The 16,995-nt window shown below is 64.5% G+C and carries 13 protein-coding genes and 1 pseudogene; 5 read left to right on the top strand and 9 right to left on the bottom strand.

Going from position 1 to position 16,995, the window contains the following annotated elements:
• Window positions 1-27: 27 nt before the first annotated feature.
• From ssnA to xdh, 4 genes are all read left to right on the top strand, one after another.
• Complete coding sequence (gene ssnA / locus B5F74_RS09880) at window positions 28-1,380, top strand: putative aminohydrolase SsnA (RefSeq protein WP_087202095.1); 1,353 nt, start codon at window positions 28-30, stop codon at window positions 1,378-1,380.
• A 204-nt stretch (window positions 1,381-1,584) separates the two neighbouring features.
• Window positions 1,585-4,584, top strand: a complete 3,000-nt coding sequence (gene ygfK / locus B5F74_RS09875; protein WP_087202093.1) for a putative selenate reductase subunit YgfK — start codon at window positions 1,585-1,587, stop codon at window positions 4,582-4,584.
• A gap of 139 nt (window positions 4,585-4,723) precedes the next feature.
• Window positions 4,724-4,936 carry a 4Fe-4S binding protein gene (locus B5F74_RS09870; protein ID WP_066829281.1) on the top strand — a complete coding sequence of 71 codons (213 nt, stop codon included), beginning with the start codon at window positions 4,724-4,726 and terminating at the stop codon, window positions 4,934-4,936.
• 17 nt (window positions 4,937-4,953) lie between these two features.
• Window positions 4,954-7,710, top strand: a complete 2,757-nt coding sequence (gene xdh, locus B5F74_RS09865) for a selenium-dependent xanthine dehydrogenase (RefSeq protein ID WP_087202091.1) — start codon at window positions 4,954-4,956, stop codon at window positions 7,708-7,710.
• Between the two features lie 257 nt (window positions 7,711-7,967).
• On the opposite strand, the gene B5F74_RS09860 is transcribed toward xdh, so the two are convergent.
• Together B5F74_RS09860 and B5F74_RS09855 are read right to left on the bottom strand one after the other, a co-directional pair.
• Window positions 7,968-8,489, bottom strand: coding sequence for a PIN domain-containing protein (locus tag B5F74_RS09860; RefSeq protein ID WP_087202089.1), 522 nt, complete (start codon window positions 8,487-8,489; stop codon window positions 7,968-7,970).
• Window positions 8,486-8,833 carry a type II toxin-antitoxin system RelB/DinJ family antitoxin gene (locus B5F74_RS09855; RefSeq protein WP_087202087.1) on the bottom strand — a complete coding sequence of 116 codons (348 nt, stop codon included), beginning with the start codon at window positions 8,831-8,833 and terminating at the stop codon, window positions 8,486-8,488. Before B5F74_RS09855 ends, B5F74_RS09860 begins: the two co-directional genes overlap by 4 nt.
• A 266-nt stretch (window positions 8,834-9,099) precedes the next feature.
• Here B5F74_RS09855 and B5F74_RS09850 point away from each other — a divergent pair, with 266 nt between their 5' ends.
• Window positions 9,100-9,444, top strand: a complete 345-nt coding sequence (locus B5F74_RS09850) for an acylphosphatase (protein WP_087202085.1) — start codon at window positions 9,100-9,102, stop codon at window positions 9,442-9,444.
• An 82-nt stretch (window positions 9,445-9,526) separates the two neighbouring features.
• Here B5F74_RS09850 and B5F74_RS09845 read toward each other — a convergent pair whose 3' ends face one another.
• The 7 genes and pseudogenes from B5F74_RS09845 to B5F74_RS12680 all read right to left on the bottom strand — a co-directional run bounded on the left by B5F74_RS09845 (window position 9,527) and on the right by B5F74_RS12680 (window position 16,892).
• Window positions 9,527-10,957, bottom strand: coding sequence for a 6-phospho-beta-glucosidase (locus B5F74_RS09845; RefSeq protein ID WP_087202083.1), 1,431 nt, complete (start codon window positions 10,955-10,957; stop codon window positions 9,527-9,529).
• A gap of 133 nt (window positions 10,958-11,090) precedes the next feature.
• Entirely contained in the window at window positions 11,091-12,419 is a 1,329-nt protein-coding gene (gene celB / locus B5F74_RS09840) for a PTS cellobiose transporter subunit IIC (protein WP_239283456.1), read from the bottom strand.
• A 31-nt stretch (window positions 12,420-12,450) separates the two neighbouring features.
• The gene (locus B5F74_RS09835) at window positions 12,451-12,921 is read right to left on the bottom strand and encodes a hypothetical protein (RefSeq protein ID WP_087202080.1); all 471 of its coding nucleotides are present in this window, start codon (window positions 12,919-12,921) and stop codon (window positions 12,451-12,453) included.
• A 129-nt stretch (window positions 12,922-13,050) separates the two neighbouring features.
• Entirely contained in the window at window positions 13,051-13,350 is a 300-nt protein-coding gene (locus tag B5F74_RS09830; protein ID WP_066833939.1) for a PTS sugar transporter subunit IIB, read from the bottom strand.
• A gap of 99 nt (window positions 13,351-13,449) precedes the next feature.
• Entirely contained in the window at window positions 13,450-13,770 is a 321-nt protein-coding gene (locus B5F74_RS09825; protein WP_087202078.1) for a PTS lactose/cellobiose transporter subunit IIA, read from the bottom strand.
• Between the two features lie 83 nt (window positions 13,771-13,853).
• Window positions 13,854-15,899, bottom strand: a complete 2,046-nt coding sequence (locus B5F74_RS09820) for a BglG family transcription antiterminator (protein ID WP_158095749.1) — start codon at window positions 15,897-15,899, stop codon at window positions 13,854-13,856.
• 255 nt (window positions 15,900-16,154) lie between these two features.
• A pseudogene (locus tag B5F74_RS12680) lies at window positions 16,155-16,892 on the bottom strand (SDR family oxidoreductase).
• Window positions 16,893-16,995: the final 103 nt, after the last annotated feature.

The following is a 16,995-nucleotide window of genomic DNA, read 5'->3' as shown; positions in this document are numbered from 1 at the left end:
CCGCCTTAGACGACGAAAGGAGAACCCATGCTCATCGTAGGTAACGGGTCAGTCGTCACGCGTGACGAGGAGAAGCCCTATCTGGAGCGCGGGGCGGTGCTCATCGACGGCGACGCGATCGTCGAGGTGGGTGCAGAAGACGAACTGGCTGCGGCGCACCCCGATGCGGAGTATGTGGACGCCCACGGCGGCATCATCATGCCCGGTCTCGTGAACTGCCACACCCACATCTACTCCGGCCTTGCCCGCGGTCTTGCCATCAAGGGCTGCAACCCCACGAACTTCCTCGAGAACCTCGAGCAGCAGTGGTGGAAGATCGACGACAACCTCACGCTCGACGGCACGCGCGCGAGCGCCTATGCCACGGTGCTCGACAGCCTGCGCGACGGCGTGACCACGATCTTCGACCACCATGCGAGCTTCTGCGAGATTCCCGGCTCGCTGTTCGCCATCAAGGACGTCTGCGAGGAGACGGGCATCCGCGCGTGCCTGTGCTACGAGACCTCCGACCGCCGCGGCGACGAGAAGCGTGACCAGTCCATCGCCGAGAACGCCGAGTTCGCCCAGTGGGCGGCGAAGGCCCAGGCCGAGGGCAATTCCATGATCGCCGCCATGTTCGGCGGGCACGCCACCTTCACGCTGTCCGACGAGACCATGGACAAGATGGCCGAGGCCAACAACGGCCTCACGGGCTTCCACATCCACGTGTGCGAGGGCATGAACGACGTGTGGGACTCCCGCTTGAACCGCGGCGGCATCTCCCCGATCGAGCGCCTGCTGCAGCACGACCTGCTGGGCCCGCGCACCATGCTCGGCCACTGCATCCACGTGACGCCCGCCGAGATGGACATCATCAAGGAGACCGGCACCAACATCGTCAACAACCCCGAGTCCAACATGGGCAACGCCGTGGGTTGCGCGCCGGTGCTCGAGTTCTTCCGTCGCGGCATCCCGGTGCACATGGGCACCGACGCCTACACGCACGACATGCTCGAGAGCCTGAAGGTCTTCCTCACCATCCAGCGCCACAACGCCGCCATGCCCAACGTGGGCTGGGGCGAGGCAATGACGATGCTGTTCCAGAACAACCCCGCCATGGCGAGCGCGTACTTCGGCCGCAAGATCGGCGTGCTGGCGCCCGGCGCCGCCGCCGACGTCATCGTGATGGACTACCCGAAGTTCACGCCGTTCTCCGAGGAGAACGTCGACGGCCACATGCTGTTCGGCATGATGGGCAAGAACTGCCGCACCACCATCGTCAACGGCCGCGTGCTCTACAAGGACCGCGAGTTCGTCGCGTTCGACGAGGAGCGCATCAACTCCTGGACGATGGAGCAGTCCAAGAAGCTCTGGGGCACGCTCAACGACCGCGTCTACTAGGCGCGGGTGCCCCGTGCGGCCCCGGTGACGCCCGGGCTCGCACGATATGGCATCACGCGGGGCCGCGCAACCGCGGTCGGGGCGCTGCATCGCCGGCAGCGACCCGACCGGCGGCCCCGCTTGCAATCGGTACTCGCCCGTGGGCGCATCGCGGGCGCAACGCATGCGGGGGAAGTGATCCCGCATGGCACAGAGGAGATCAGTATGAGCGACATCATGAGGCCCATCCCGTTTTCGAACCTGATGGACTGGGTGCTGACCGAGCATGAGACCCAGGGCTCCATCTTCGGCGTGCGCAAGATGGTGACCGCCAACAAGGAGGGCGCGCTCCCCATCTTCGACGAGAAGATCGAGACGCCCTTCGGCCCGGCCGCCGGCCCCAACACGCAGCTCGCGCAGAACATCATCGCCGCCTACGTGGCCGGTTCGCGCTTCTTCGAGCTGAAGACCGTGCAGATCATGGACGGCGAGGAGCTGTCCGCCTGCGTGAACAAGCCCTGCATCACCGCGGCCGACGAGTGCTACAACTGCGAGTGGTCCACCGAGCTCGAGGTGCCGCAGGCCTATGCCGAGTACGTCAAGGCGTGGTTCGCCTGCCACCTGATCGCGCGCGAGTACGGGCTGGGCGAGCCGGACGGCTTCGTGTTCAATATGAGCGTCGGGTACGACCTCGAGGGCATCAAGTCGCCCAAGGTCGACGCCTACATCGAGGGCATGAAGGACGCCTCGGGCTCCGAGGTCTGGGCCGAGTGCCGCGCGTGGGCGCTTGCGAACCTCGACCGCTTCGAGCACGTGGACTCCGACTTCGTCGACGCCATCCCCGCGCGCGTGTCCAACTCCATCACCGAGTCCACGCTGCACGGCTGCCCGCCCGATGAGATTGAGCGCATCGCGACCTATCTCATCACCGAGAAGAACCTGAACACCTACATCAAGTGCAACCCGACGCTGCTGGGCTACGACTTCGCCCGCGCGCGCCTCGACGAGCTCGGATTCGACTACATCGCCTTCGATGACAAGCACTTCCTCGAGGACCTGCAGTGGGCCGACGCCGTCCCGATGTTCGAGCGCCTGATCAAGCTCACCTCCGAGCGCGGCCTGGACTTCGGCGTCAAGCTCACGAACACTTTCCCGGTCGACGTCACCCGCGGCGAGCTGCCGAGCGACGAGATGTACATGAGCGGCCGCACGCTGTTCTCGCTCACCATCGAGCTCGCGCGCCGCATCACCGAGCAGTTCGACGGCCGCCTGCGTATCTCCTATTCCGGCGGCGCCACCATCTACAACATCCGCTCGCTGTACGACGCGGGCATCTGGCCGATCACCCTGGCGACCGATGTGCTCAAGCCCGGCGGCTACGAGCGCATGAGCCAGATCTCCGGCGAGTTCGACAACCTGGACGGCCGCGCCTTCGAGGGCGTCTCCCTCGAGGCCGTGACCAAGATCCAGGCGGACTCGCTCGTGAACCCGCTGTATCGCAACCCGCTGCGCAAGCTGCCCTCCGCCAAGGTCCCCGGCGGCGTGCCGCTGACGGACTGCTTCACCGCGCCCTGCCGCACCGGCTGCCCGATTTCCCAGGACATCCCTGCCTACCTGGCCGCCGTGGAGGAGGGCCGCTTCGAGGACGCGTTCTCCATCATCATCGAGCGCAACGCCCTGCCGCACATCACCGGCACCATCTGCCCGCATCCGTGCGGCAAGAGCTGCGAGCGCGCCTTCTATGAGCCTGAGGGCGCCCAGATCCGCGCGAGCAAGCTGCGCGCCGCACGCGAGGCGTTCGCGACCGTGCTGCCCAAGCTGCAGGCCCAGGCGGGCAAGGTGGCGTCCGACAAGAACGTCGCCGTCGTGGGCGGCGGCCCCGCCGGTCTGGCCGTGGCGTTCTTCCTCTCGCGCGCCGGCGTGCCCGTCACCATCTTCGAGGCCAAGGACTCCCTGGGCGGCATCGTGCGCCACGTGATCCCCGAGTTCCGCATCGCGAGCGCCGACATCGACGCCGACGTCGAGCTCTGCCGCGCCTTCGGCGTCGAGGTCAAGCTGAACGCCCGCGTCGAGTCCGTCGACGCGCTCAAGGCCGAGGGCTACACCGACGTCGTCGTGGCGACCGGCGCCTGGCTGCCCGGTTCCGCCGGTCTGACGGAGGGCGCCGAGATGGACGTCCTCGAGTTCCTCGAGGCCGCCAAGAAGGCTCCCGAGACCCTGAATCTCGGCACGGACGTCGTGGTCATCGGCGCCGGCAACACCGCCATGGACGCCGCGCGCGTGGCCAAGCGCGCCGACGGCGTCGAGAACGTGCGCCTGGTGTACCGCCGCACGAAGGCCCAGATGCCCGCCGACGAGGAGGAGCTGGACTTCGCGCTCGCCGACGGCGTCGAGTTCATGGAGCTGCTCGCCCCGGTGTCGCTCGCCGACGGCCAGCTCACCTGCAACGTCATGAAGCTCGGTGAGCCGGACGCCTCCGGCCGCCGCGCGCCCGAGCCGACGGGCGAGACCGTGACCGTGCCCGCCACCACCGTGATCTGCGCGGTGGGTGAGCGCATCGACGCCTCCCTGTACGAGGGCGCCGGCGTCGAGGTCGACCGCCGCGGCCGTCCTGCCGGCGTCGCCTGCGGCGTCGAGGGCGTGTGGGCCGCGGGCGACTGCCGCCGCGGTCCCGCGACCGTGGTCGAGGCCATCGCCGACGCCGCCGAGGTCGCGCGCGCCATCGCGAACGTCGACTTCAACCACTACGCGGACGCCAACGAGCAGCTCGACGTCGAGTCCTACATCGGCAAGAAGGGCAGCCTCTGCCGCGACAAGGCCAACTGCACGCACACCCGCTGCCTGGGCTGCGCTGCGGTCTGCGAGGTCTGCTGCGACGTGTGCCCCAACCGCGCCAACGTGGCCATCGAGGTGCCCGGTGTCGAGAAGCACCAGGTCATCCATGTCGACGGCATGTGCAACGAGTGCGGCAACTGCGCCGTGTTCTGCCCGTATGAGACCGGCCGTCCCTACAAGGACAAGCTCACGCTGTTCTGGAGCGGCGACGACATGCTCGCCTCCGAGAACGACGGCTTCATGAGGCTCGCCGACGGCAAGTTCTCCGTGCGCCTCGCGGGCGAGATCCGCGTGGTCGACGTGGACGACGCATCCTGCGGCCTGCCCGAGACCGTGCGCCGCACAATCGCCGCGGTGCGCGACTCCTACGGGTACCTGTTCGTCGAGTAGAAGTTTGAGGCGCGGGCGCGGCCATCGTGGTCGTGCCCGCGCCTGCGCGTAGCCGTGAAGGACGGGTGCAGGCGGCAGATGCCCGTGCGTCCCCGTCCCCTGTGGCATACGAGAGGCAGTTCGGAGAGAGGAGGGCTCCATGAGTCCCGAGACCCATCAGATCTGGGTTGCGGCCGAGGGCTGCATCGGGTGCGGCATGTGCGAGCGGGTGTGCCCGTGCGGCGCCATGCACGTGACCGACAAGCAGGCGGCCATCGATTACGATCGCTGCATCAGCTGCGGCATGTGCGCCACCAAATGCCCCAAGCATGTGATCCATGACAGGCTCGGCATTTTCGCCGCCGCCGAATAGAGAGAGGAGGTATCGTCATGGCCAAGCAACCGGTCAGCTATACCTTTACGGTCAACGGCGTCGAGCGGACCGTGACCGAGAAGAAGCCGCTTCTGCGCTACCTACGCGACGACCTGCATATCCATTCCGCTAAGGACGGCTGCTCCGAGGGCGCCTGCGGCACGTGCACTATCCTGGTGGACGATCACGCCGTCAAGGCGTGCGTGCTCACGACCGAGCTCGCGCACGGCCGCGACATCGTGACCGTCGAGGGCCTTCCCGCCGCGGAGCAGGAGGCGTTCGTCTACGCGTTCGGAGCCGTGGGCGCCGTCCAGTGCGGCTTCTGCATCCCCGGCATGGTGATGGCGGGCGCCGGCCTCATCCATCACGTGCCCGATCCCACCGAGGATCAGATCAAAGAGGCCATCCGCGGCAACGTGTGCCGCTGCACGGGATACAAGAAGATCATCGAGGGCATCTCGCTCGCCGCCGCCATCCTGCGCGGCGACGCCGAGATCGATCCGGAGCTGGAGCGCGGCGACAAGTACGGCGTGGGCGAGCGCGCCTTCCGCGTGGACGTGCGCCGCAAGGTGCTCGGCTACGGCAAGTACCCCGACGATATCGACGAGACCGATTTCCCCGACCTCGCCTATGCGAGCGCGGTGCGCTCCAAGTACCCGCGCGCACGCGTGGTCAAGATCGATGCGGACAAGGCCCGCGCCCTGCCCGGCGTGCTCGCGGTCCTCACGGCGGCCGACGTTCCCGTGAACGCGGTCGGCCACCTCATCTACGACTGGGACGTTATGATCGCCGAGGGCGACATCACGCGCTGCGTGGGCGACGCCATCGCGCTCGTGGTCGCCGAGGACATGGCCACCTGCGAGCGCGCCAAGAAGCTCGTCAAGATCACCTACGAGGAGCTCGAGCCGGTGCGCAGCATCGACGAGGCCCGCGCCGAGGGCGCCCCGAAGCTGCACGACAGGTTCCTCGCGTTCGGTAACTGGGTCGAGCTCGAGAACAACATCTGCCAGCAGCGCCATGTGGTGCGCGGTGACGCGGCGACCGCCCTTGCGGGTGCCGCACACAAGGTGACGCGCACGTTCAGCACGCCGTTCACCGAGCACGCGTTTCTGGAGCCCGAGTGCGCCGTGGCCTTCCCCTACAAGGGCGGTGTCAAGGTGTGCTCGACCGACCAGGGCGCCTACGACTCCCGCAAGGAGATCGCCCACATGTTCGGCTGGGACGCCACGCCCGAGCGCGTGGTCGTGGAGACCATGCTCGTCGGCGGCGGCTTCGGCGGCAAGGAGGACGTGTCCGTCCAGCATCTGGCGGCGCTCGCCGCCATGGCCGTGAACCGTCCGGTCAAGTGCCGCATGACGCGCCAGGAGTCCATCAACTTCCATCCCAAGCGCCACGCCATGGAGGGCACGTTCACGCTCGGCTGCGACGAGAACGGCATCTTCGTCGGCCTCGACTGCGAGATCAACTTCGACACCGGCGCGTACGCGTCGCTGTGCGGCCCGGTGCTCGAGCGCGCCTGCACGCACTCGGTCGGCCCGTACTGCTACCAGAACACCGACATCCGCGGATACGGCTGGTACACGAACAACCCGCCGGCCGGCGCGTTCCGCGGCTTCGGCGTGTGCCAGAGCGAGTTCGCCCTCGAGATGCTCATCAACCTGCTGGCCGAGGAGGTCGGCATCAGCCCGTGGGAGATCCGCTATCGCAACGCCATCGAGCCGGGCAAGGTGCTGCCCAACGGCCAGATCGCGGATTGCTCCACGGCGCTCAAGGAGACCCTGCTCGCCGTGAAGGACGTCTTCGACGCCCATCCGGGTCATGCCGGCATCGCCTGCGCCATGAAGAACGCCGGCGTGGGCGTCGGTCTGCCCGATGCGGGCCGTTGCAAAATCCGCGTGGAGGAGGGACGCGCCGTGGTGTACTCGGCGACCTCCGACATCGGTCAGGGCTGCAACACCGTCTTTCTGCAGGACGTCGCCGAGGCGACGGGGCTGCCGCTGGCCTACATCGCCAACGGCGAGTGCTCGACCGAGAACGCGCCGGACTCCGGCACGACCTCCGGTTCGCGCCAGACGCTGATCACCGGCGAGGCCGTGCGCGGCGCCGCCTTCCTGCTGCGCGACGCCATGCTCGCCGCCGAGGCAGGCGACGAGGTGCCGACGGAGCCCGTGGTCGCCCACGGCGACGGCTTCATCGTGGAGTACGCGGACGGCACGCCCTACCAGGGCCCCGGCTCCGCGGTGCATCCTGCGGACCCGACCACCTCGCTCGCCAAGCTCGAGGGACGCGAGTTCTCCTACGAGTACCTCGAGAAGACCGACAAGCTGGGCGCCGACGTGCCCAACCCCAAGAGCCATGTGGCATACGGCTACGCCACGCACGTCGTCATCCTCGACGACGAGGGCCGCGTGACCGAGGTCCACGCCGCGCATGACTCGGGCAAGGTCGTGAACCCCATCGCCATCCAGGGACAGATCGAGGGCGGCGTGCTCATGGGCATGGGCTACGCCCTGACCGAGGACTTCCCGCTGAAAGACGGCGTCCCTCAGGCGAAGTTCGGTACGCTCGGGCTGTTCCGCTCCACGGACATCCCCTATATCAACGCGATCTACGTCGAGAAGGACGAGCTGCTTCCCGTGGGCTACGGCGCCAAGGGCATCGGCGAGATCGCCACGATCCCCACGGCGCAGGCCGTGGCGGGCGCCTACTATGCGCTCGATGGCGTCTACCGCACCAAGCTGCCGCTGGAGAATACCTACTACTCCAGCAAGTAGCACCGCTCCCGTAAGCGACCATCTGCGCCCCGTCCGGTCCCGCCGGGCGGGGCGCTTTGCGGCAGTTTGAGGGGCGGGCCCCAGACTGCCATGCTGGCAGGTGGACAAAACTTGCATTCCACACGACAGAGAGGCCAAAAGGAGGCTCTGTCGTGTGGAATGCAAGTTTCATCCACGTCAGCGCAGCTGGGTAGGATAAAGCTGTCGAGCGAGAAGGGGGTGGGGAGCATAATTGTTTGGTGCCTGTCCCCAAACTGTCATTTCGTACGTTCGGCCAGTAGCGCAAGTCCCTCTTCGGCAGTGAGACAAAGGTCGCCCATATGCCGCTTAAGTGTGGCGTCGTGCGTCATGAGGTAATCTGCTCCCACGGTATCTGCTGCCGCGAGAACGAGGTCGTCCTCAAGGTCATCGTGGATGCGCTTGTACGTGAACGCGCCAAGTACCTCGGTATGGCCGATGGGCGCCACCAGGGCCTTTTCCAGCACATTGCGTACGCAGCCCCACGATACCTCGCGGGCCGCTGCGGCGATTTCAGGCGTGATGTCCTTACCGGCGCGCCGCGCATCGAGTTTCATGAGGCTTGCCAGCTGGTAGGCAAGGTCTTTGAGGGAAAGCGACGGGACGTAGAGAGCGACATCCTCGCGCTTATAGGCCTCCGCCAGGAACGCACTGACGGCATCGTGATGTGTCCCACGTGCAAGGAAGTAGTCGAGCCATATGTTGGTGTCGACAAGGATTTTGATGGGGGTGTGAGCGGTATGGCCGGTAGACGCCATCATGCGAGCCCCCATTTCTCAAGCTGCTCTGCGGCGGAGAGTTCACGAAGCTCATCGTAATCGATGGCGCCGCGTGCGGGTTCTTCAATGCCGACCTGCTGGTAGAACGAGGAGACGAGAGCAGCGCCTTCGGACGCGCGGTCGGGTGTGCCGGTATGCGCGGAGTCAGCGGCATGCTCAGCACGCAGCAGATGTGCGAGCGCGGGGGGAAGTGTACCCTGTACGGTAACGAACTCCCAGAGGGCGCGTACGATCTGGGATGGGGTGTACCCAAGTTCGGCAATCACCGCATTGCCGGATGCCTTGAGGGCGGCATCCATGCGGATGTTCATCTGCGCTGCAGCCATTGCTTCCTCCTGCTATACGGGTGCAAAACTAAGTATAGCATACCGTTTGACCGGGAGGGCGGTACAACGGTTCGGTGGCTGTCCCAACCTGCCACGCCGGCGGATGGGCAAAACTTGCATTTCACACGGTAGAGAGGCCAAAAGAAGGCTCTGTCGTGTGGAATGCAAGTTTCATCCACGCGACACTTGCTGAGCGGACGGGCCGCGTCTTCCCAGGGACCGTTGGCGGGGTACGATAGTTGTGACATGCGAGGGGAGTGGGGAACATGACGCCGCAAACGTGTGTGGACGAGATCTTGAGCGCAGGCAGCACCGAGGACATCATCCGGGTGCATGTGCTGTTCTGCGGGCCGGTCCAAGGGGTGGGGTTCCGCTGGAACATGCAGTCCTTTGCCGAGGAGGCAGGCGTGGCGGGCTGGGTGAAGAACCTGCCCGACGGAGCCACCGTGGAGGCGGAGCTGGAGGGTACGCGCATTGCCGTGGCCCAGCTCATCGCGCGTATGGACGCTCATTACGAGCAGTTCGATGCTTGGTTCCCCTCGCGCTTCGAGGTCGGCTCGTGGCGGGAGGTTTCCCTGCAGCACGACACCTCGTTCACCGTACGCAGATAGAAAAAAGGGCCGGACTCAACCGTGTCGAGCCCGGCCCTCACTGTGCAGTCGTCGGAATCCGCGATAGCCAGAGTCACGAATCCTAGCCCAGGTCCTCGCCGTTCGTGGCGATAACCTGCTTGTACCACGCGAACGAGTCCTTGCGGGAGCGCTCGAGCGTGCCCTCGCCCTTGTTGTTCTTGTCCACGTAGATGAAGCCGTAGCGCTTCTCCATCTCGCCCGTGCCGGCGGATACGAGGTCGATGCAGCCCCACGGCGTGTAGCCCATGAGGTCCACGCCGTCCTCTTCCACGGCGAGCTTCATCTGCTCGATATGGGCGCGCAGGTAGTCGATGCGGTACGGGTCGTGGATGGAGCCATCCGTCTCGACCTTGTCATAGGCGCCGAAGCCGTTCTCGACGATGAAGAGCGGCAGGCCGTAGCGGTCGGTGAACCAGTTGAGGGCGTAGCGGAGGCCGACCGGGTCGATCTGCCATCCCCAGTCGCTCGCCTTGACGTGCGGGTTGCGCACGAAGTCCGCACCCTCGTGGTAGTCGAAGTGCGGGTTGTCCTCTTTCCACTCGATGGTGTGGCTCATGTAGTAGGAAAAGCCGATGTAGTCGACCGTCCCCGCCGCGAGCAGCTCGATGTCCTCCGGCGTGATGTCGATGTCGTAGCCGCGGCGCTCCCACAGCGCCAAGACGTTCGGCGGGTAGGCGCCCAGCGCATGGACGTCGGCGTAGTAGTAGCGCAACTGCATCGCCTTCGTCGCCATGAGGATGTCCTCGGGCTTGCAGGAGAAGGGGTAGACCGGGCACATGGCGATCATGCAGCCGATCTTGAAATCGGGGTTGATCGCATGGCCGATCATGACGGTCTTCGCCGACGCCACGAGTTCGTAGTGGGCGGCCTGGAACATGGCGAGCTCGCGGTTCTCGCCCTTCTCGGCGACGATGCCGGAGTCGACGAGCAGGGCGAAATCATCCATGTAATCGGCCTGGTTGTTGATCTCGTTGAAGGTCATCCAGTACTTGACCTTGTCCTTGTAGCGCATGAAGCACGTGGTGGCGAAGCGCACGAAGAAGTCGATGAGCTTGCGGTTGCGCCAGCCGCCGTACTTCTTGACCAGACCGAGTGGGATCTCGAAATGGCTGAGCGTGATGACCGGCTCGATCCCGTACTTCAGGCACTCGTCGAACAGGTCGTCATAGAACTTCAGGCCCTCCTCGTTCGGCACCTCCTCGTCGCCCACGGGGAAGATGCGCGCCCAGCTGATGGAGGTGCGGAAGCACTTGAACCCCATCTCGGCGAGCAGCGCGATATCGCCCTTGTAGCGATGGTAGAAATCGATCGCCTCGTGGTTGGGGTAGTTCTCGCCCTCAAGCACCTCGCCGGTATAGCGACGGCGCGTGCTCACGTTGCCGGCGGTCGTCACGTCCATGATGTTGACGCCCTTGCCGCCCTGGTCCCAACCGCCTTCGAGTTGGTGCGCCGAAACGGCGCCTCCCCAGAGGAAGTCAGTGCGAAACGCCATGTCATGTCTCCTTTCAGCGAAGGTTCTCGGTGCGTCGTGAGAGCAATGGGCGACGAGGCCGCCCGGCGCGCGTTGTCCAGGCGGCCTCGTGCCGCGATGGTCGATACGGTGCGAAAAGGGGATGGAGTCGGGTTTACTCCGCCGCCTTGGCAGCGGCCTCCTCCTCGCAGAGCTGCTTATCGTAGCGCTTGAAGAACGGGAAGTAGATGAGCGTCGCCACGACGACGTCGAGGACGGCCACGGCGGCCGCGACCAGGCTGCCGCCCGTGGAGATCATGGCGCCGATACCGACAGGGGTCGGCCAGGGCACCTGCACGAGGACCGAGGGGATGATGCCCAGCGTGATGGCGAAGTAGGAGATGGTCGCCGCGGCCATGGGCGCGAGGACGAACGGCACGGCGAGTGCGGGGTTGTACACGATGGGCAGGCCGAAGAGGAGCGGCTCGTTGATGTTGAAGAACGCGGGCACGATCTCGGCCTTGCCGATGGCCTTGAGCTGCTCGGACTTCGCCATCGTGACCATGAGGATCGACAGGCCGAGTGTGCAGCCGGAGCCGCCGATGATGACGAATGCGTTGTTGTACTCGCCGGCCCACACCGCGGCACCGCCGTCGGCGTTGACGACGAGGTTGGCGATCGCGATGGCGGTCAGCGAGGAGGTGACGATGGTGGCGCCGTGGATGCCGACGAGCCACAGGGCGTGGATCAGGAAGTAGATCAGCAGGATGCCGGGATAGGTGCCGACGATGTTGACCACGAAGCCGAACGGGATGGCGATGAAGTCGTAGAAGTTGGTGCCGAACATCATGAAGACCGTCTGGATGAGCATGCAGACGATGGCGACCAGGAAGCCGGGGACGAGAGCGGTGAACGAGCGGGCGACGCCGTCGGGCACGACCTCGGGAAGCTTGATGACGATCTTCTTATCGACACAGGTCGCGTAGATGCGCACGGCGAACCAGGCGATGATGAAGGCGCAGAAGATGCCGGTCGCGCCGAAGTTCGCCGGGCCGTCGCCGCCGAGCTCCCAGCCGTTGTACACGACGGAGCTCCAGGCGCCGTCCTCGCCGGCGACGATGCTCGTGATGCGGCTGATGACGCCGTCGACGAAGCCGACCTGCGGGGCGAGCATGAACATGGCCATGATGGCTATGAGCACGCCGTTGAGCGGCTTGATGTCAATGCCGTCCTCCTCGGAAAGGATGCGCGAGTACTCGAACGCGGTGCCGATCAGGAAGTACACGGCGATGCACCCGATGGTGGCGTGATTCGCCAGCATGTAGAGCTCGGTGATCTGATCGAACGAGACGGCCCAGATGCCCTGGAGGTCAGGGAACGCCTGGGGAAGGACGTTCAGGATCAGGAACATGGAGCCCACGATCGTGAAGGAGATCGATGTCATACCGGCTTGGGTGATGGAGCGAATCATGCGGAACTGAGACAGCTTCGTCATCGGACCCATGATGTATTTCTCGAGAAAGTCAAACACAGGACTACTCTCCCTTCCGTTGTCCTGCATGCTCAAGCGCCTTGAGGTAGAGGCCGTAGCGCTTCTTGTCGCGGCGATCGCGCACGAGCACGATACGCCAGACAATGAGGGCCTTGAGCGCGAGCAGTATCGCGCACAGGCCGATGCCGACGACCGGGGTGGAGAAAAACGGGAAGAACGCCTCCTTGCCGAAGACGGCGGTGATCGCGATCTCGAGCACCGACAGGAAGCAGCCGATGATGAGCGCGACGTGCGAAGCCCTGAGATATTCGATATCGTGCGTGAGCACGCGGTTGACCTCGAGCAGCACGATGGCGCCGAGTGCGATCTCCGAGGCGGGCGCAGCGAGCGCAACGAGGCTGTCTGTTGTCGCGAACAGCATGACGCCCCAGTACAGACCCACGAAGAAGATCCCTGAATCCAGATATCGAATCAGCATGTAGCGGTTCCACTTCGCGGTGTTCACCTGCTGCATCTGGCGAAACGAAATCTCTTCCTCGGTGGGTCCGCGCCCGGCCCTGTCATGAAGCCGGCGACGCTCCGCGCGAATGCGCTCTTTCCGTTTTCCCTTTTTCACGCTTGAGCTCTCTTATCTGTTGCTGGCCTACGCCAGGATCTTGTCGATCTGCTCGAAGATCGCCGGGCAGTTCTGGCGTCCGTAGTCCTTCATGGGGATGACGTCGACGGGCAGGCCCTGGGCCTTGGCGACGACCTTGTCTTTCTGATAGGAGATCTGCGGACCGATGAGGATGCAGTCATAGCCGTCATCGGCGGGGTTCTTGAGCTCGGAGAAGCTGCGGGCGGCGATCTCGAGGTCGATGCCGTTGTCCTTGGCGTAGGCCTCCATCTTCTTCATGAGCATGCTGGTCGACATACCGGCTGCGCAAACGAGCAGTACCTTCATGTGAGTACTCCCTTCGGTAGAGCGGGATCTTCGGGTCCCGCGACGGTCGCTCGAGGGGCCCGGGGGTGCGGCCTGTTCGACCCCGGGCCCCTTTCAGGACTATTTGTCCTGCTTGAGCTCGTACAGGTTGATGATCTCCTCAGCCAGGTCCTGGCACAGCATGGCGGTCATCAGGTGGTCCTGCGAATGGACCAGCAGGACGTCCACGGGAACGTGGTCTCCGCCGGCCTCGCGGGAAAGCAGCTTGGTCTGCTCGTCATGCGCGGCGAGACCCGCGGTGCGGGACTCCTCGAGCATCTGGCGGGCCTCGTCGAACTTGCCCTCACGGGCGGCCTTGATCGACTCCATCGCGAGGCTGCGCGCCTGACCGGCTGCAGCGACGATTCCGAACGAAATCATCTCCATGCTTTCCTCTGCCATCTTCGTCACCTCCTCGTGTGCGGTCTCGTGCTTTATAGGTCCTATCTAGAAAACCGGTGCGAACCCGGTCCGTAGATATGCGTTCACGTTCCGGGCGAGCCGTCCGGCTCTCCTGAGAGGGCGCTTTCGAGTAGCGCCATGAGGGTCTCCCAGTTCTGGCGCTTCAGGAGCGTGTCGACGGCCTCCTTGTCGACAAGGAGGCTCGCGAACGCACTCATGAACTCGTGGAGTGGCATCTCGCCGTTCCTTTTCTTGTCGGAGAAGCCGAGCAGGAACACCGCTTGGACCGGCTGGCCGTCTGCATCCCATGCCACAGGGTGATCAAGCAGGCCGACGCAGATGAACGTCTCGTCACTTGCCGCCTCGATGGGATGCGGGGTCGCGACGCGGTTGCCGAACGACGTGGGCACCAGGGCCTCGCGTTTCCAGACGAGTTCGCGGAAGTCCGACGCCACCGAGCACGTCTCGCACGTCCGGTCGAGCAGGAAGTCGAGCACCTTGCGCTTGGACGTCAGGGTCATGTGCGGGAAGAACAGGGAGCGCTTGAAGTAGGGCGGGACCTTGCCCGGATTGCTCCGCGAGTCGAGGACCAGGCGCATGTCGATGACCTCGTCGTCACCGAGGAAGTAGGAGACCTCGCGAACGGGGACCGGAAGCTTGCGGTTGATCGGCACGGTGGTGAACACGTAATCGATATGCGAGAAGTCGACGTTGTCGATACCCATGAGGTCGCAGGTGAAGATCCGGTCGACGTAGTCGGCGAATTCGCGGCGGCAGCGGTATTCGAGCAGATGGGCCGATCCCGCGCCCGACGCGCAGATCACCAGGATGTTCTTCTTGGGAATCTTGGATTTCTGCCGCTCGAGCGCGAGCGCGAACGCCAGGGCGATATAGCCGATCTCATCCTCGCTGACCTCGGCGCCGTATTTGCGCGCGAGCACGATCGAGGCGTCCATGGCCATGGAGTACGCCAGGGCATAGCGCTTCTTGATGTCGTCGATCAGCGGGTTCTTCAGGTACATGCGGTAGCGCAGGCGCACCGCGAGCGGCACGATATGGCGCGCGAGGTTCATATGGAGTTCAAGGTCGTTGCGGAAATCGAACCGGAATGCCTTCCAGACGCACTCGATCATCTCCTCGACGACATGCCAGACGTCGTCGGTGATGATCAGGCCCTCGTCTTTGGGCGAGTCGCCGAGCATCATCCGCTTGCCCGCGAGGTGGATGGAGATGTAGGCGATCTCCTCCTCGGGCAGCAGGCTCTCCTGGCCCATGGCCCCCTCGATCGCCGCGACGATCTTCTCGGCGACCCTGAACTCGTCGGTGCCCTTCATCTGGTCGAGCTGATCGGATGCCATCGGCACATAGCAGTGCTCTTGGATGCGGACGAGCGCTACGGCGATATGGACGATGAGGTTGCGGTAGGCGGCAGTGTTGATCTGGAAGTGCTCCTCCCGGATGACGCGGGAGACGCAGTCGGACACGATGTCGAGCGTCGTGTCGCTACCGGCGTCGGCGCCATCGCCCGCGTTCGCATCGGGATCCGGCTCCTGCCTGTCTTTGAACAGGCGAGAGAACAGCGTGTCGAGCGAGCGTTTCGTCTCGCTCTCGATGTCGCCCATGGCGTCGTTGAAGCGGTCGACGATGACGTTCGCCAGGCAGATGCGGCGCGACAGCTCCGGACCGGTGATGCGGATGCCGTAATGGGGGCGCGTCTCGATGGAGAGCCCGTAGCCGTCGAGGAACTCCTGGGCGTGCTTGAGGTCATTGGAGACGGTGCCGCGCGATACGAACATGAACCCGCTCAGGTCGTCCAGTTTGACCCAGTCGTTGCGCATGAGCAGATCGTTGAGCAGGAGCATCAGGCGCGCCTTCGGGGTCTGCACCGCCGAAGACGCCCCCACCCCCTCGCGCCAGGTGTCATAGGCGTACGGGTCTGATATCTCCATATGGTAGCCGCTCTTGCGGTTCAGCTTGATAGCCGCGAACCCGCTCATCGTCCTGTTGATCTGGTTGACGTACGTCCTGACGGTGCGTACGCTGACCCCGATGTAGTCAGCAAGGGCGTCCGGCGTTATGCCCGGATGGGTCTCGACATATGCAGCGAGCGTTTCGGCTCCGATGCGCATTGATACATACCTCCTTACCGTTTTATAGTATGTGTACGAAATGTGAAGTTCCAACGATGAAAGTTCCGGTGCAAAACGGAAAGAACTGAACAAAACGAAAACCGCTGTTTCCGCAGGTATATAACGGTCCTGTTGGTAATCTGCCATATGTTTCGGAAAGCCGCGCCGCGTTTTTTGTCTGGGCGTTAAGAGCACGGCCGCCGAGGGGAATGGGAACCCTCGACGGCCGAATACGAAGATTGTCGAAGGTCAGGTCTACGCGACCATGCCGCCGTCGACCACGATGTAGGTTGCCGTGACGTAGGAGGCCTCATCGGAGGCGAGGAACGCCGCCACGGTTCCGATCTCGCGCGGTTCGCCACCGCGGCCCATGGGGATCCTGGAGAGCGTCGAGCCGGTGAACTCGCCGTCACGCGGCATCATCTCGGAGAAGATGGTGCCCGGGCAGATGGCGTTCACGCGGATGCCCTTGGGCGCGAGCTCGACGCCGCTGCTCTTGGTGGGCGAGATGGTTGCCGCTTTGGATGCAGCGTAGGTGGACAGCGTGGGCGCCGCCCCGAGGCCGCCGACCGACGCGATGTTGACGATCGAGCCACCCTCGCCGATGGCGTTGGAGAACAGCTTGGTTGCCAGGAAGTACGCGCGAATGTTGACGTTCATGGCGGCGTCGTAATCCTTGGCCATGTCCATATCGGTGATGGGGAAGGGGTGCATGACGCCGGCGTTGTTCACGAGGATGTCGACCTTGCCTTACGTGTTGACGGTGCGGTCGAGCAGGTTTTGGACGTCCTGCTCGACCGTCATGTCGCAGCGGACGAACGTAGCGTCGTAGCCGTCGGCGCGATAGCCCGCCTCGATTTCGCGGCCCCGCTCCTCGCGCCGTCCGCAGAAGACGACCTTAGCGCCCTCTTCCAAAAAGACCTGCGTGATACCGATGCCGATGCCAGCGGTGCCGCCAGTGACGACCGCAACCTTGCCTTCAAGTTTGCCCATGGTGAACCGCCTTTCCGCGTAGGAGCATGATGCGTGTGGGACGATTGTCCCGCCCGTTACGTTCATTATTCGTGGGCGACGTGGGATACTCAATGTACGGTTC

Source organism: Collinsella sp. An271 (assembly GCF_002159695.1).
Classification (GTDB): domain Bacteria; phylum Actinomycetota; class Coriobacteriia; order Coriobacteriales; family Coriobacteriaceae; genus Collinsella; species Collinsella ihumii.
The sequence above is the reverse complement of the archived record's forward strand: the minus strand, read 5'-3'. Positions and strand labels throughout refer to the sequence as shown.

Bases quoted from the DNA above. Each gene is read 5' to 3' on its own strand.
- ssnA (WP_087202095.1), top strand. From the start codon at position 28: ATGCTCATCGTAGGTAACGGGTCAGTCGTCACGCGTGACGAGGAGAAG.
- ygfK (WP_087202093.1), top strand. From the start codon at position 1,585: ATGAGCGACATCATGAGGCCCATCCCGTTTTCGAACCTGATGGACTGG.
- B5F74_RS09870 (WP_066829281.1), top strand. From the start codon at position 4,724: ATGAGTCCCGAGACCCATCAGATCTGGGTTGCGGCCGAGGGCTGCATC.
- xdh (WP_087202091.1), top strand. From the start codon at position 4,954: ATGGCCAAGCAACCGGTCAGCTATACCTTTACGGTCAACGGCGTCGAG.
- B5F74_RS09860 (WP_087202089.1), bottom strand. From the start codon at position 8,489: ATGATGGCGTCTACCGGCCATACCGCTCACACCCCCATCAAAATCCTT.
- B5F74_RS09855 (WP_087202087.1), bottom strand. From the start codon at position 8,833: ATGGCTGCAGCGCAGATGAACATCCGCATGGATGCCGCCCTCAAGGCA.
- B5F74_RS09850 (WP_087202085.1), top strand. From the start codon at position 9,100: ATGACGCCGCAAACGTGTGTGGACGAGATCTTGAGCGCAGGCAGCACC.
- B5F74_RS09845 (WP_087202083.1), bottom strand. From the start codon at position 10,957: ATGGCGTTTCGCACTGACTTCCTCTGGGGAGGCGCCGTTTCGGCGCAC.
- celB (WP_239283456.1), bottom strand. From the start codon at position 12,419: ATGGGTCCGATGACGAAGCTGTCTCAGTTCCGCATGATTCGCTCCATC.
- B5F74_RS09835 (WP_087202080.1), bottom strand. From the start codon at position 12,921: ATGCAGCAGGTGAACACCGCGAAGTGGAACCGCTACATGCTGATTCGA.
- B5F74_RS09830 (WP_066833939.1), bottom strand. From the start codon at position 13,350: ATGAAGGTACTGCTCGTTTGCGCAGCCGGTATGTCGACCAGCATGCTC.
- B5F74_RS09825 (WP_087202078.1), bottom strand. From the start codon at position 13,770: ATGGCAGAGGAAAGCATGGAGATGATTTCGTTCGGAATCGTCGCTGCA.
- B5F74_RS09820 (WP_158095749.1), bottom strand. From the start codon at position 15,899: ATGCGCATCGGAGCCGAAACGCTCGCTGCATATGTCGAGACCCATCCG.